We start from the raw sequence: 14,254 nt of genomic DNA, 5'->3' as shown, positions 1-14,254 counted from the left end.
TACTAATTTGAAAACGGCGATTTCAGTGAACTGTGGTTCACCGCCGGGCGAACCCCCATCCTCGTGAACCGGAGCGATTGGCTCTAGGCTGCGGGCCATGGCTATTGACCGGGCTGCGCTCCTCGCGGGCAGCATACGACTGGCGTCGGGCATCTCGTTCCTTGTCGACCCCCTCGGGGCGAACCGGTTGTGGGGAGATCCCGAGGAGCCGACGCCGACGGCGCGACTGTTGCTGCGTTCCATGGGCTATCGCGATGCGTTGATCGGCGGGCTGCTCACCGCGGCGGCGCTGCGCGGCAAGGGGACCCGCGGCTGGTTCCTGGCCTCCGGCGGCGCCGACGCGGCCGACCTGCTCGGCGGGATGAGCGTGCACGACAAGTTGAAGCCGTCTCAGCGGCTCATCGGGCTCGGGGGCGCCATCGTCGGTATCGGCGTTGGGCTTTGGGGCGCGACTCGACGGGCCCCGGGTGGGGTGAAGGGGGAGCGCACATGCGAATCGGCGTCCTGACTTTCATCACCGACGAAGGGATCGGCCCGGTAGAGTTGGGCCGGGCGCTCGAGGAGCGCGGGTTCGCCTCCCTGTTCCTGGCCGAGCACTCGCACATCCCGGTCGACGCCAAGACGCCGTATCCGATGGGCGGTCCGATTCCGCCGAAGTACTACCGCACGCTGGATCCCTTCGTGGCGTTGACGGCGGCGGCGGTGGCGACCCAGAAACTGGTCGTGGGCACCGGGATCGCGTTGGTCCCGCAGCGAGACCCGATCCTGACGGCCAAGGAGGTGGTCTCGCTTGATCTGGTGTCGGGTGGGCGATTCCGCTTCGGCGTGGGCGTCGGCTGGCTGCGCGAAGAGATTGCCAACCACGGCGTCGATCCGGCGGTGCGCGGCCGCGTGGTCGAGGAACGGCTGCGCGCGATGATCGAGATCTGGACGCAGGAGAAAGCCGAGTTCCACGGCGAATTCGTGGACTTCGATCCGATCTACAGTTGGCCCAAGCCGATGACAAAGCCATATCCGCCGCTGTATCTCGGTGGCGGGCCGGCGGGCTTCAAGCGCATCGCCCGGCTCAACGCCGGCTGGCTCGCGATGGCTCCGTCGGCGCAGGCGCTCTCCGGCCAGCTTGAGGAGCTGCGCGCCATCGCCGACCACGACGTGCCGGTGATCAACACTCACATGGGCACGCACTCGGCGAAGGAACTCGCGGGCTACCTCCAATTGGGGGTCGAGCAGGTTTTGGTGGAGCTGCCCACCGAGCCTCGCGACGAGACGCTTCGCCTGTTGGACGAGCTGCGCGCCGAGTTCGCGCAACTGGCGTAAACGGTTGACCTAACCGGCCGTTTGCAGCAGTGACAAATGCTTGCGCTCCCGCTCGGTCAGCTCGTTGGACGTGATCGCGCCAAATGTGGCGGCGTCGCACGCGAACCGGGCCGGCGCGTCGGGCAGCGCGTCCGGGCCTTCGAGCCGGAAACAACTCGGTGCCAGCGGACCGAACAGCAGGGCGCGCCGCAGCTGCGGCCAATCATCCGGGTTCGGCTCGACCCTGGCGGCCCGGGCGAACGCCACGGCAACAAGGTTCATCTTCGTCTTCTGGGACGTCCCGCGCCGTCGCGCAATAGTTCAAGTGCCGCAAAACGTTTGGTACGCGCCGAAATCCTCCGGCGCGGGGCTGGCGTAGCGCTCGAGGCCCGGCCGTTCGTCATACGGGGCGGTGACGGCGGCGAGCAGGCGCGTCAGCGGACCGAGATCGCCGGCCGTCGCCGCGGTGAGCGCCTCCTCGACGAGGTGATTGCGGGGAATGTAGACGGGGTTGATGCGGTCCATCGATTCGGCGTCAGGGCGCAGGGCTCGCCACCGTGACAGCCAGTCGTCGAACCCGGCGAGGTTGATGAAAAGCCCGCGCGCGCCTTCGGATTCACCTCGCGCCGCCCGTCCGAGGTGGCGAAAGAACGACGTGTAGTCGACGTTGCTCTCGTTCAGCAGCGCGAGCAACTCGTCGACCAGTGGCCCGAGGACCTCGGCGTCGACGTCGTCGGACAAGCCCAGCTTGGCGCGCATCCCGGCCGACCACTCCGCGTCGTAGCTGGGTCTAAAGATTCCGAACGCCTCCTCGGCGAGCGCCACCGCCTCCTCAACGTCGTTGGCGAGCAACGGAATAAGTGACTCCGCGAACCGGGCGAGGTTCCATCCGGCGACGACCGGCTGGTTGCCGTACGCGTAGCGCCCCCAGAAATCGATCGAGCTGAAGACCGTGTCCGGGTCGTAGGCCTCCATGAAGGCGCACGGTCCGTAGTCGATGGTTTCGCCGGAGATCGTCATGTTGTCGGTGTTCATCACCCCGTGCACGAAACCGATCAGCATCCATTGGGCGACCAGCGATGCTTGGACTGCGACCACCGCTTCGAACAGGGCCAGGTAGGGCCGCCCGGCCTCCGCCGCGCCGGGATGGTGGCGCGCGATCGCATGGTCGGCCAGGCGCCGCAGCAGATCGATGTCGCCGGTGGCGGACGCGTATTGGAAGCTGCCCACCCGCAGGTGGCTGCTGGCGACGCGGGCGAGCACCGCGCCGGGGAGCACCGTCTCGCGCTGCACCGGCCGTCCGGTCGCGACCACGGCCAGCGATCGTGTCGTGGGGACACCCAGCGCGTGCATCGCCTCGCTGACGATGTACTCGCGCAGCATCGGGCCCACCGCGGCCAGGCCGTCGCCGCCGCGCGCGAACGGCGTCGCGCCGGAACCCTTCAGGTGGATGTCGCGCAGGCGGCCCCGGTCGTCGACGAGCTCGCCCAGCAGCAGGGCGCGCCCGTCGCCCAGCCGCGGGACGTACCCGCCGAACTGGTGGCCCGAGTAGGCCTGGGCCACCGGGGTGGCGCCGCTGGGGACGAGGTTGCCCGCCAGGAACCGCAGCCCGTCGGGCCTGCGCAGCCAGCCGTCGTCGATGCCGAGCTCCGTGGCCAGTGGCTCGTTGATCGCGAGCAGCCGCAAGTCGGGGGCCGCTTCGGCCTGCCAGCGCACGGCCATTTCCGGCAGCTGGCGAAAGAACCGGTCCTGCAAAGCAACGGTGGTGTCCGGCGCAGCGCTCACTTCACCGAGACTACGGAAAAGCCGTGCGCTATCCGACGGCCTTGCCGATCAGGTCCCGGGCGCGGTCGAGCATCGAGGCGAACGGCCCGACGGCGAAATTCAGCTTCGCCGATTCCACGCCCGGATGCGGGCGCGTGGGCGCGATGGCCTCGGCCGCGCGCACCGCCGAGCCCATCCGCTTGAGGTCGTTGTGGTCGACTTCGCGCTGCAGCACGGGGAACTCCTCGTCCTCCTCGTGCCGGGCGTGGTCGAGCACCGCGTCGCGCAGCTTGGTCAGCTCGTCGACGAACTCCTGTGAGGTGGTATCGAGCTTTTCGATCCGCGACAGCAGCTCCTTGGCGTCGTGCTCTTCTTTCAGCCGGGCGTCGACGATCGCGTCGCCGTCGTTGCCCTCGCGGCGCATCCGCGGATGCACCACCATCTCCTCGGCCGTCTCGTGCACGGCCAGCAATTGGCGCAACTCCACGAACGGCTTCTCACGCGCCTTGGGATCTGACGCGTGCAGCACTTCGTCGAACATGTCCTCGATGAGGTTGTGCTGCGCTTTGAGGAACGCGACAACCTCCTCGGGTGATTGGACAATCATCTCGGCCATCGCCGATACCTCCAGTGATAGGGGAGTTGAAGAAATACCCGGTGGGGAAATGCGTAAACGCCGGCCCCCGCCAGACGTGGTGCCTGACGGGGGCTTCGGCGGAAACGGTTAGACGCCACGCCCGGGGGTCGTGGGTGTCGCGACGCCGGTGACCGCGTCGGTGTCCTTGCGGCGCTTCAGCCCCACGAGTCCACCGAGGCCGAGCAGGCCGAGCAGCCCCCACAAGCCGTTGTTGTCGCTGTGTCGGTCGGTGTTCTGGCCATTGTTGTTGTCCGCCAACGTCGTTGTGGTCGACGACGGCGCCGGAGCACCCTGAATGGTGGCATTGGCGACGCCCGCACCGCCGAATAGCAGCGCCCCGGTGGCAGAAATGACGGCAATTGTCTTACGCATGTTTGCTCCTGAATTCGTTCTGCTCGATCGAGCGAATGAGTGAGAAAGAGTTTGGGACCAGTCGCTTCTAGCCCAACGAAAAGCGACGCGAGAACAAGGCCCGAAGCGTCGCCCGAGGATTTTTGCGAAGTGCGATCATTTGCTGATGGATCAGCAGGACCCGCAACAGCGCATCGCCGAGCTGGAGCTTCAGCTCGCCCAGCAGAAGCGCATCGCGGATCTGGAGCGTCAGCTGGCCGACGCCAGGGCGGCCGCGGGTGCAGTCCAACCCGTCGAGGAGCCGGCCGAGGTCTCCGCCGCGCAGATGGCCGCCATCGACGAGCACGCGCGCCGGCTGGCGCAGGCCCTGCAGGCCGATCGCGGGCAACCCTTCGGGGGACCGGGTGCTACGCCACCGCGGGAGGCCCTTAAACGCGCCGTCGTCGATGCGGGCCTGTCGCAGCAGCAGTACAGGGACGCCCTGGACCGCGCGGGCCTGCGCGCCGGCGGCAGCATCAAAGTCGGGGGACAGGTCGTTTTCCAGCGTTGCGACCCCTCCGATCCGGTTTTCCTGGCACCGGGCCGGCGGGGAGCGGATGGCGGTCAGGGCTTCGCCGCGCCGCGGCGCAAGCTATCCGGGGCCGGTTGGATCGGGCCGATCGTCGCGCTGCTGGGCGGGGGGATCGGCCTCTGCGTCGGCATCGCGGCGGCGGCCACCGCCCTCATCCCGTCCAGCGCGCTGTGGATGAGCCCCATCGTGTGCCGCGGCGGATACGAGATGACGTACAACACCTCGCACTACAGCTACAAGCCGGGCCAGTCGGGGACCAGCGTGAGCTTCCAGTGTGCCTCCGACGGTGACTCCTACGACGTCAACGACTTCGCGGTCTTTGCGCTGCAGTCGTTGCTGGCCGCGTTCCTGGTGTTCGCCGTCCTGGCGGTGGGTGGCTTGCTCTGGCGGCGCTCGCACAAGCCCGGGTGATCGTCGGTTCGCCCGGCGACTACGGTAAGAAACACGAATTTCACCCAACGGAATGAACATGGCGACAGATCAGATGTATGAACAGGTCGACGACCAGGCGCCGGATCCCGCCGACATCGGCTGGCGCATCGATCCCGTGCTTGCCCGCAGTTGGCTGCTGGTCAACGGCGCGCACGCCGACCGGTTCCAGTCCGCGGCGCATTCCCGCGCCGACATCGTCGTCCTCGACATCGAGGACGCGGTGGCACCCAAGGACAAGCAGGCCGCCCGCGACAACGTCGTGCGCTGGCTCGGCGCCGGCAACACCGACTGGGTCCGCATCAACGGTTTCGGCACCCCATGGTGGGCCGACGATCTCGCGGCGCTGGCCGGTACGCCCGTCGGCGGGGTGATGTTGGCGATGGTCGAATCGGTGGACCACGTCACCGAGACCGCCCAACGCTTGCCGAACGTGCCCATCGTGGCGCTGGTCGAGACGGCCCGGGGCCTGGAGCGCATCACCGAGATCGCCGCGGCCAAAGGCACCTTCCGGCTCGCGTTCGGGATCGGTGATTTCCGCCGCGACACCGGCTTTGGGGAGGACCCGAGCACCCTGGCGTACGCCCGCTCGCGCTTCACCATCGCCGCGAAGGCCGCCAACCTGCCGAGCGCGATCGATGGGCCGACGATCGGCTCCAACGCGTTGAAGCTCATCGAGGCCACGGCCGTTTCCGTCGAATTCGGGATGACCGGCAAGATCTGCCTGACGCCGGATCAGTGCGCGGTGGTGAACGAGGGGCTGTCGCCATCGCAGGACGAAATCTCCTGGGCCAAGGAGTTTTTCGCCGAGTTCGAACGTGACGGGGGAGAGATCCGCAACGGCTCCGACCTGCCGCGGATCGCGCGGGCCACGAAGATCCTCGAGCTGGGCCGCGCGTACGGCATCGAGGTGTCGGAGTTCGACGACGAGGAAAGGGTTCACTCGCCCGCGCCGTCGGATACCTATCACTACTAGGCCAAGGAGCGATTCCGATGAGCGGGACCGTGGACTTTCACTTCGACCCCATGTGCCCGTTCGCCTACCAGACGTCGTTGTGGATCCGCGACGTTCGTGAGCAGCTCGGCATAACCGTCAATTGGCGGTTCTTCAGCCTCGAGGAGATCAACCGGTCGGAGGGCCAAAAGCACCCGTGGGAGCGGGACTGGTCCTACGGCTGGTCGCTGATGCGGATCGGGGCGCTGCTGCGCCGGACGGACATGGCGTTGCTGGACCGCTGGTACGGCGGAATCGGACGCGAACTGCACACCCTGGGCGGCAAGCCGCACGATCCTGCAGTGGCGCGAAAGCTGCTGGGCGACATCGGGGTTGACGCGGCAGTCTTGGACGAGGCCCTGGCCGACCCCACCACCCACGACGAGATCCGCGAAGACCATCAGCGCGTCGTCGACGCGGGCGGGTTCGGCGTGCCGACCCTGTTCTTGTTGGGGCAGTGCCTGTTTGGGCCCGTGTTGGTGGATCCGCCGACCGGCCCGCCCGCCGTGACGCTGTGGAACGTCGTGGCAGGGATGGCCGAGCTGCCGCACGTCTACGAATTGCAGCGGCCCAAGGCGCCGGCCGATCTCGAACTCATCGGCCGGAGCCTGCAGCCCTATCTCGATGGGCGTGACTGGGTCAGCATCAATCGCGGCGAGGTAATCGACGTCGAACGCCTAAGCGGCGTGTCGAGCCAGGGCGACGCCGATTCGTAATTCGACCTCGGTGTATTCGATCGTGGGTGCGCGCGGCGGGGCCGTCGACCGGTATGTCTTACCCGTCGGCGTGGTGAATTCGGCTGTGTGCGTGTGGTTTTCGTCGGTACTGGTGCGGACCCGCCAGCCCGCGGCCTCCTTGGCGTAGTTGCACCGCTCGCAGCAGCCCAAACCGTTGTCCGCGGTGGTCGGCCCGTCCGCGGCCCATGGCCGCGCGTGGTCGCGCTGCCGGATCGGCGCGTCGCAGTAGGGCGTGCGGCAACGTTGATCGCGCAGCTCGATGAAGGCCGCCAGGCCGCGTGGGAACAGGCGCGCCCGTGACTCCATCGCCACCAGCGCCCCCGAACGCGGATGCGCGTAGAGCCTGCGCAGCGTCGCCCGGGACCGCCGGTCGGCGAGCGTGCTTGCGACCATCGCCCGGGCGACCGCCGCCGGAATGGGGCCGTAGCCGCAGATCTCGGCCGGTGCGCTGTCGCCGCCCAGCAGCGTCGCGTCCGACAGCACCAAGTTGACCGCGAGCGGGGTGGGGACCGCCGCGTCGCGTCCGGTGACCCGCTCCACCAGGGTGTCCGCCATGACCTGCCCGCGGGAGCGCCCGTCACAGCGGATGTCCGCCTCGCGCCGCAGCGCCGCGTACACCGAAACTCCCTGGGTCACCGGCAGCAGCGCAGTCACATACGTCATCGTGTCGGGCGCCGGCCGGATGGTGACGGTGCGCTCGTTCTCGGCCTTGGCCGCCCGTTCGACCACGGCGTGCGGGTCGAGTCGGTAGGCGATCGCCTTGGCGGCGGCGGCCACCCGCGCGTCGCCCATGCCGTCGAGGTCGTCCGGGTCGGCGCACAACTCGGCGTCCAGCGTGCGGCGATCCTCGACGTCCAAACACGCGCTCTCGCGCACGATCAGCGTGGCCCGCCATTCGGACAGCGCGCCGCATTCCAGGGCCGCCAGCGTGTGCGGCATCTCGTGGACCAGGGCCTTGGCGAAGCCCAGGTGCCGGCCGCCCCTGGCCGGGGAATCGCGTCGCGCCAAGGCGATCTCGCTGGCCAGCCCACGGCCGCGCTGGGCGGCAGGCACCCCGGCCTCGGCCTCGTTCGAGCGGCGCAGCGCATCCAGCGCCGCTGCCAACCGCGCCTGGCCGGCGGCCGCCGCGGACTTCTCCCGCTCCAACTCGGCAATCCCCTCGATGAGGGCGGCCTCGTCGCCACTGCATTCGAACATACTTTCGATACTAACCGATGCCGCCGACATGGCTACCGTGGTCGGTGTGAGCGCCAAAAGCCGAATCCGGGTGGGGCGCGTGTATGACGACGTCGATCCTGACGACGGCCAGCGCGTGCTGGCCGATCGCATCTGGCCGCGCGGGGTCCGCAAGGACGACCCGCGGGTGGGCATCTGGTGCAAAGACGTCGCGCCGTCGAAGGAGCTGCGCGAGTGGTACCACCATGACCCCGAACGGTTCGACGAATTCAAGGCGCGCTACACCGAGGAGTTGCATGGCAATGCGGCCCTGGCGGAGCTGCGCAGGCTGGCGAAGCGCGGCGTCGTGACCCTGGTGACCGCCGTCCGCGAGGTGGACGGCAGCCACGCGGCGGTGCTGGCGACGCTCCTGTGAGCCGGCAAGTAGGCTGCGCGTTTGATATGAGCGAACCCGAAGTGATCCTGCCGCGGGAACTGACCGAAATCGACGACGAGGTGCGTCGCGTGCCGCCGCCGCCCGGTGTCGCCGAGGTTCCCGATCCGTATGCATTCCGGCTTGCCGACCCGGACGCCGATGCCGAGATGATCTCGGAGTGGATGAACCGGCCCGCCCTCGCCGAATCATGGGAATACGCCTGGCCGCCCGAGCGCTGGCACCGATACCTCAGCGCGCAACTCGACGGCAGTTATTCGCGACCGTTTTTTGCCAGCCAGGATGGGCAAGACCACGCTTACATCGAATTGTACCGGGCCGCAAAGGATTCCATCGCGACCCGGTACGAGGCCGACCCCTACGACTTGGGGATACATGCCGCCATCGCCGACGAAGAGTTCGTGAATCGGGGTATCGCCGGATACGTACTGCCCTACTTCGTCGCGAGCGTGCTCGACCAGGATCCACGGTGTCGCCGGATCATGTTCGATCCCGATTACCGGAACAAGACGGCGCGGCGATTCTGTGAGCGCGCCGGTTGCGTGTTCCTGGGCGAGCACGACATGTCGAACCGGCGAATGGCGCTGTATGCGCTGCCCCGCACCCCTGACGACGTGCCCAAGCTCCGCGAGGCCTGAGCGCCAGGCTCAAACCTGCGACGCCACCCACTGCCCGAGGACCACCGCGGCGATGCCGAGGGCGACGCTCACGACGACGTTGGCCAGCGCCGTCCACGTCTGCCGTTCCTCGCCGAGGCGATGCGTTTCCAGCATCCAGGTGGAAAAGGTGGTGTAGGCGCCCACGAAACCGGTTCCCACGACCAGCGCGGCGTCCTTGCTCAGCGCCAGCCCCCCGAGGAATCCCAGCAGAAAGGCGCCGCTGATGTTGACCGCCAGCGTTCCGAACGGAAACGACCGGGCCACGCGCCGGGCCACCGCGCGGTCGATCACCAAGCGCAGCACCGACCCGATGCCGCCGACCAGCGCCACGCCGGACCACACCAAGACTGTCGTCATCGGCGCACCCGGACCCGACGCACGAAAGCCGTGGCGAGATAGACGGCCACGAACCCCAGCACGATGCTGCTGACGCTGTAGGCGGCGGCCACCGCCCAGTGGCCGTGCTCGATCATCCGCACGGTTTCGACCTGCATCGTCGAGAAAGTCGTTAAGCCACCACAGAATCCGGTGCCGAGCAGCGGGCGGCGGTAACTCGAGACCGGCAGCCGTTCCAGCAGCCGGGTGGTGAAGTAACCGACCAGCGCGGCGCCGACGATGTTGACGGTGAATGTGACCCACGGCCAGTGCTCCGGGTCGCGGACGGCGACGGCTTGCAGCGCCGTACGGGCCAGGGCGCCGATCGCGCCGCCGACGAAAACCGCGGCCAGCTCGCGATAGTCGGGTCGGGCCACGAATCGCTTCCTTTCCAGCGGATGAACGCTTCGCAGCATAGAGGGACACGCGACTACAGCAACGCGCAGAATTGGTAACCATGGCCCACCCGCGCGCCGGTCAGCCGGCCCAGCCCGAAGACCTCGTCGACCTGCCCCACCTGGTCACCTCGTACTACTCGATCGAGCCCGACCCGGACGACGTCGCTCAGCAGGTGGTGTTCGGCACCTCGGGTCACCGCGGGTCGGCGCTCAACGGTGCATTCAACGAGGCGCACATCCTGGCCATCACCCAGGCCATCGTCGAATACCGCGCCGCTCACGGCACCACGGGTCCCTTGTTCATCGGCCGCGACACCCACGGCCTCTCGGAGCCGGCGTGGGTCTCGGCCCTCGAGGTGCTGGCCGCCAACGACGTGGTCGCGATGATCGACTCGCGCGACCGCTACACGCCAACGCCGGCGGTCAGCCACGCCATCCTGACCTACAACCGTGGGCGCACCGAGGGCCTGGCGGACGGGATCGTGGTCACGCCGTCGCACAACCCGCCGCCCGATGGCGGCTTCAAGTACAACCCGCCCAACGGGGGTCCCGCGGACACCGACGCCACCAACGCAATCGCCAAGCGCGCCAACGAGATTCTGCGCACCGGCTCGGGCGTGCAGCGGGTCCCGCTGGCCCGCGCGCTGGACAGCGTCGAGCGCTACGACTATCTGGGCACCTACGTCGACGACCTGCCCAACGTGGTCGACGTCGCCGCCATCCGGGAGGCCGGGGTGCGGATCGGCGCCGACCCGCTCGGCGGCGCCAGCGTGGACTATTGGGGCGAGATCGCCCAGCGCCATGGCCTGGACCTGACCGTCGTCAATCCATTGGTGGACGCGACGTGGCGGTTCATGACGCTCGACCACGATGGCAAGATCCGGATGGACTGCAGCTCGCCGGACGCGATGGCCTCGTTGATCGCCAACCGCGACCACTACCAGATCGCCACGGGCAACGACGCCGACTCCGACCGGCACGGCATCGTCACGCCCGACGAGGGACTGCTGAACCCGAATCACTACCTGGCGGTGGCCATCGACTACCTCTACACGCACCGGCCCTCGTGGCCGGACGGCATCGCCGTCGGCAAGACGGCGGTCAGTTCGTCGATCATCGACCGCGTGGTCGCCGGCATCGGCCGCAAGCTCGTCGAGGTGCCGGTCGGGTTCAAGTGGTTCGTCGACGGACTCATCGGCGGCACCATCGGTTTCGGCGGCGAGGAGTCCGCGGGGGCGTCGTTCCTGCGGTGCGACGGCTCGGTGTGGACCACCGACAAGGACGGCATCATCCTCGCGCTGCTGGCCTCGGAGATCCTGGCCGTCACCGGCCTGAGCCCGTCGCAGCGCTATCGGGAGCTGACCGCCGAGTACGGCACCCCGTTCTACGCCCGCGTCGACGCGCCGACCGACCGCGACCAGAAGGCGCGGCTTTCCAAGCTCTCACCCGAGCAGGTGACCGCCACCGAATTGGCGGGGGAGCCGATCACCGCGAAACTCACCACCGCTCCCGGCAACGGTGCGCCACTGGGTGGATTGAAGGTGACGACCGCCAACGCGTGGTTTGCTGCGCGGCCGTCGGGCACCGAGGACGTCTACAAGATTTATGCCGAGTCTTTCAACGGACCCGAGCATTTGGTGGAGGTGCAGGAAACCGCGCGCGAGGTAGTTAATAAAGTCATTGGGTGACTTGTTCCCTCCGACTCGCCCGCCCGGGGGGACGCGGCTCTTCTTCTGCGCGGCTTCCGCGCGAAGTCTGGATCCTCAGCTGGGCCAACATCATGGTGGCACTGGGCTACGGCGTCATTTCGCCGGCAATGCCCGCCTTCGCCCGTACCTTCGGGGTCAGCATCGAGGCGGTGACTTTCTTGGTCACCGTCTTCTCGTTGACCCGACTGTGTTTCGCACCGATAAGCGGACTGTTGGCGCAACGGTTGGGTGAACGGCGGATCTACATCGGCGGTTTGCTGATCGTTGGGTTGGCCACCGCCGCGTGCGCGTTCTCCCATGCGTACTGGCAACTGCTGTTCTTCCGCGCCCTCAGCGGCTTGGGTTCGACGCTGTTCTACGTCGCGGCCTTGGGGCTGATGATCCATATCAGCCCGCCCGACGCGCGTGGGCGAATCGCGGGCATTTTTACCAGTTCGTTCATGATCGGCGCGGTCGGCGGGCCGGCGGTCGGCGCCCTGGTGGCGGGCTGGGGGTTGACGGCTCCCTTCATCGTCTACGGCGCCGCAATGCTGGGGGTGGCCGTGGTGCTGTTCTACGGACTGCGGAATTCGACGTTGGCCGCGCCCCTGCCGCCGACACGATCAACGGTGACGATCCGAGAAGCGTTGGGGTTCCGCGCGTATCGGTCGGCGCTGTTGTCCAATTTTGCGATGGGCTGGTCGGCGTTCGGGCTCCGCGTCGCGCTGGTCCCGCTGTTCATTTCCGACGTCATGGGGCGGAGCGTCGGCGTCATCGGCGTGGTGCTCGCGGCGTTCGCGGCCGGCAATGCGGTGGCCGTCATTCCGAGCGGCTACCTGTCCGACCGGATGGGACGGCGCACGTTGTTGATCGTCGGCCTGGCCGCGTCCGGTGTGGCCACCGCCGGCCTGGGCGTCGTGGCGTCGCTGCCCGCGTTCATGGTCGTGGGGTTTGTGTCCGGCGTGACGACGGGGATCTTCATGTCGCCCATGCAGGCCGCCGTCGCCGACATCCTCGGCAGAGAGGCGCGCGCGGGCACTCCGGTGGCCGCGGTGCAGATGGCGTCGGATCTGGGCGCGATCGTCGGCTCGATAGCGGTCGGCTGGGTCGCCGAGCACCTGAGCTACGGCTGGGCGTTCGCGATCAGTGGGGTTGTCCTGTTGGTCGCCGCCGTCGCCTGGGTGCCGGCGCCGGAGACGCGGACGGCCCTCGAGCCCGCCTGACCAGCAACTTTGAAGGACGGTAGCGGGTGGTGTAGCTTCGATGGGCACGACTTGGGGCTATGGCGCAGCTGGTAGCGCACCACACTGGCAGTGTGGGGGTCAGGGGTTCGAGTCCCCTTAGCTCCACTGATGTGATGAGTCGAGTCATAGGTGACAGATGAGTCATTGCTTACAGGTTCCCCGGCCATCGGCCGGGGTTTTGTTTTGGTTACGCCAGTAGCTGTGGTCGGGGTCGATGTGGTGGCTGCCGAGGACGCGTCCAGGAGGTGCGTGCAGGAAGCGGAGCAACGCCTGCATTGGGAACGGATTTGGGAACACAACCCTATTAACCAGATTGCGTGCTTTGTGTACAACCGTGACGACACTTACCCGTCAGCAGCGTCGATAGACATTCGGCCCTATATCGGCGCGCCCCAGCGAGGGACGCTGGTGACCTCTGCCGGATTTCGATAGGGGAGTTAGTCATGACTGACGTCGTTGCGGGCGGGATCGATGAGGCTAATCCTAACCGCTTACCAGGTGATGGTGTCCGCGGACAGACCGTTGCCAGCACCGAGCAACCGCTCCTGCGCAGGGGCGAAATCACTGGACAATCATTCCAAATACAACAGCAACGCTTAGCCCGGTGGGGCGCCGCGGCGCTTGTGGTGGGAGATGTGGTCGTTGCCGCAGGCGCCCCGTTCTTGAATAAGCGCTTCGAAGGTTGGAACGGGCCGCTAGAGGCCGGCGGTGCGGTAATTGCGGTAGCCACGTTCCTGGGCGTCTGGCTTCTGCAGCGCCACCGCGGGGCGGGCCGTTATGATAGGAACTCGATGCGCGACGCCATTGCGGCCGCCTTCGTTGCCACATACCTCGTCATTGTCGGTTGGGCGACCTTTTCCCACCTCGGCCAAGACCAGACACAATTGGCCAAAGACCTTGTCGCAAACTTCACGGTGTTAGTCGGAGTGGTCGTTGGCGGCTACTTCGGCGCAGACGCCGTCAAACAGGTCACGCTGATAAACGCACAGCGTCATCAGCAGGGCGGTGAAATCGGCACAAATTGACCATTTCGTCTTAAATCGGTGTTGACTTCAACGTCGAACCTCGCACCGGTCACGCGTAACCAGGTGCGCATGAAACCCGGGATGGTTCGCCACTGCCGACGGCACCAACGCAGACTGCGTCCTCGGACACGTTGTCGCAGGCTCGTGTTGGGCACGGTGCTGACTGGGAGGAAGCCCCTGACCACCCGGCGGCCCACTGTCGGCATTGGTGATCGCGTTGTCTGTGCATCGCAGTGAAGCGTGTCAAATCGTCGTGGATATCGTGATCATGAGGCTTCTAGCAGTAGGAACCTAATTTCACTTGCCGCTGTGATGATTCGGGGTGATGAGCCGGGGCTTGGACGAATCGTCCTGTCCCGGCGGTCGATTCAGACGGCGGCTGGGTAGCGGCTCGAAAGTCGCGAACACAACCGTGAGGTCGCAGTTGCAGGACCGCTGATGCAATTGCCTCCGTCGGCCCATCGCGACCGCCCTGGC

Annotated in this window: 17 protein-coding genes and 1 tRNA gene; 11 read left to right on the top strand and 7 right to left on the bottom strand. The window is 67.3% G+C overall.

What is annotated here, in order from left to right; all coding sequences use genetic code 11:
• The first annotated feature begins 97 nt into the window (after positions 1-97).
• Positions 98-508, top strand: a complete 411-nt coding sequence (locus AC5Y5E_RS01305; protein WP_499901199.1) for a DUF4267 domain-containing protein — start codon at positions 98-100, stop codon at positions 506-508.
• Positions 490-1,317 carry an LLM class F420-dependent oxidoreductase gene (locus tag AC5Y5E_RS01300; RefSeq protein WP_499901198.1) on the top strand — a complete coding sequence of 276 codons (828 nt, stop codon included), beginning with the start codon at positions 490-492 and terminating at the stop codon, positions 1,315-1,317. The genes AC5Y5E_RS01305 and AC5Y5E_RS01300 overlap by 19 nt, the downstream gene beginning before the upstream one ends.
• A gap of 9 nt (positions 1,318-1,326) precedes the next feature.
• On the opposite strand, the gene AC5Y5E_RS01295 is transcribed toward AC5Y5E_RS01300, so the two are convergent.
• From AC5Y5E_RS01295 to AC5Y5E_RS01280, 4 genes are all read right to left on the bottom strand, one after another.
• Positions 1,327-1,578: a hypothetical protein gene (locus tag AC5Y5E_RS01295; RefSeq protein WP_499901197.1), complete on the bottom strand. Its 252-nt coding sequence runs from the start codon at positions 1,576-1,578 to the stop codon at positions 1,327-1,329.
• Positions 1,579-1,617: 39 nt separating this feature from the next.
• Positions 1,618-3,081, bottom strand: coding sequence for a protein adenylyltransferase SelO (locus AC5Y5E_RS01290; RefSeq protein WP_499901196.1), 1,464 nt, complete (start codon positions 3,079-3,081; stop codon positions 1,618-1,620).
• Positions 3,082-3,109: 28 nt separating this feature from the next.
• Positions 3,110-3,676, bottom strand: a complete 567-nt coding sequence (locus tag AC5Y5E_RS01285; protein WP_499901195.1) for a hemerythrin domain-containing protein — start codon at positions 3,674-3,676, stop codon at positions 3,110-3,112.
• Between the two features lie 108 nt (positions 3,677-3,784).
• Complete coding sequence (locus AC5Y5E_RS01280; RefSeq protein WP_499901194.1) at positions 3,785-4,069, bottom strand: WGxxGxxG family protein; 285 nt, start codon at positions 4,067-4,069, stop codon at positions 3,785-3,787.
• 145 nt (positions 4,070-4,214) lie between these two features.
• Here AC5Y5E_RS01280 and AC5Y5E_RS01275 point away from each other — a divergent pair, with 145 nt between their 5' ends.
• The 3 genes from AC5Y5E_RS01275 (at position 4,215) to AC5Y5E_RS01265 (ending at position 6,758) form a co-directional block, all read left to right on the top strand.
• Positions 4,215-5,030: a hypothetical protein gene (locus AC5Y5E_RS01275; protein ID WP_499901193.1), complete on the top strand. Its 816-nt coding sequence runs from the start codon at positions 4,215-4,217 to the stop codon at positions 5,028-5,030.
• 73 nt (positions 5,031-5,103) lie between these two features.
• Entirely contained in the window at positions 5,104-6,024 is a 921-nt protein-coding gene (locus AC5Y5E_RS01270) for an HpcH/HpaI aldolase/citrate lyase family protein (RefSeq protein WP_499901831.1), read from the top strand.
• A gap of 17 nt (positions 6,025-6,041) precedes the next feature.
• A complete protein-coding gene (locus AC5Y5E_RS01265; protein WP_499901192.1) occupies positions 6,042-6,758 on the top strand; it encodes a mycothiol-dependent nitroreductase Rv2466c family protein in 717 nt (238 codons plus the stop codon).
• Here AC5Y5E_RS01265 and AC5Y5E_RS01260 read toward each other — a convergent pair.
• A complete protein-coding gene (locus AC5Y5E_RS01260; protein ID WP_499901191.1) occupies positions 6,720-7,976 on the bottom strand; it encodes an HNH endonuclease in 1,257 nt (418 codons plus the stop codon). The genes AC5Y5E_RS01265 and AC5Y5E_RS01260 overlap by 39 nt on opposite strands.
• A gap of 28 nt (positions 7,977-8,004) precedes the next feature.
• On the opposite strand from AC5Y5E_RS01260, the gene AC5Y5E_RS01255 reads away from it, so the two are divergent.
• The gene (locus tag AC5Y5E_RS01255; protein WP_499901190.1) at positions 8,005-8,370 is read left to right on the top strand and encodes a DUF488 domain-containing protein; all 366 of its coding nucleotides are present in this window, start codon (positions 8,005-8,007) and stop codon (positions 8,368-8,370) included.
• A gap of 26 nt (positions 8,371-8,396) precedes the next feature.
• Positions 8,397-9,026, top strand: coding sequence for a GNAT family N-acetyltransferase (locus AC5Y5E_RS01250; protein ID WP_499901189.1), 630 nt, complete (start codon positions 8,397-8,399; stop codon positions 9,024-9,026).
• A gap of 9 nt (positions 9,027-9,035) precedes the next feature.
• Here AC5Y5E_RS01250 and crcB (AC5Y5E_RS01245) read toward each other — a convergent pair whose 3' ends face one another.
• Both crcB (AC5Y5E_RS01245) and crcB (AC5Y5E_RS01240) read right to left on the bottom strand, forming a co-directional pair.
• Positions 9,036-9,404 carry a fluoride efflux transporter CrcB gene (gene crcB, locus AC5Y5E_RS01245; protein WP_499901188.1) on the bottom strand — a complete coding sequence of 123 codons (369 nt, stop codon included), beginning with the start codon at positions 9,402-9,404 and terminating at the stop codon, positions 9,036-9,038.
• Positions 9,401-9,799 carry a fluoride efflux transporter CrcB gene (gene crcB, locus AC5Y5E_RS01240; protein ID WP_499901187.1) on the bottom strand — a complete coding sequence of 133 codons (399 nt, stop codon included), beginning with the start codon at positions 9,797-9,799 and terminating at the stop codon, positions 9,401-9,403. Before crcB (AC5Y5E_RS01240) ends, crcB (AC5Y5E_RS01245) begins: the two co-directional genes overlap by 4 nt.
• 80 nt (positions 9,800-9,879) lie before the next feature.
• Between crcB (AC5Y5E_RS01240) and pgm the strand changes: the two genes are divergently transcribed.
• The 4 genes from pgm (at position 9,880) to AC5Y5E_RS01220 (ending at position 13,777) form a co-directional block, all read left to right on the top strand.
• Entirely contained in the window at positions 9,880-11,508 is a 1,629-nt protein-coding gene (gene pgm, locus AC5Y5E_RS01235; protein WP_499901186.1) for a phosphoglucomutase (alpha-D-glucose-1,6-bisphosphate-dependent), read from the top strand.
• Between the two features lie 71 nt (positions 11,509-11,579).
• On the top strand, positions 11,580-12,731 hold the full coding sequence (locus AC5Y5E_RS01230; RefSeq protein WP_499901830.1) for an MFS transporter: 1,152 nt from the start codon (positions 11,580-11,582) through the stop codon (positions 12,729-12,731).
• A 53-nt stretch (positions 12,732-12,784) separates the two neighbouring features.
• Positions 12,785-12,857: transfer RNA gene (locus AC5Y5E_RS01225), tRNA-Ala, on the top strand.
• 338 nt (positions 12,858-13,195) lie between these two features.
• Positions 13,196-13,777 carry a hypothetical protein gene (locus tag AC5Y5E_RS01220; RefSeq protein WP_499901185.1) on the top strand — a complete coding sequence of 194 codons (582 nt, stop codon included), beginning with the start codon at positions 13,196-13,198 and terminating at the stop codon, positions 13,775-13,777.
• Positions 13,778-14,254 lie beyond the last annotated feature (477 nt).

The sequence above is a fragment of the Mycobacterium sp. NGS54 genome, from assembly GCF_059812465.1.
Note: the sequence above shows the minus strand (reverse complement) of the source record. Positions and strands in the feature narration are given on the sequence as shown.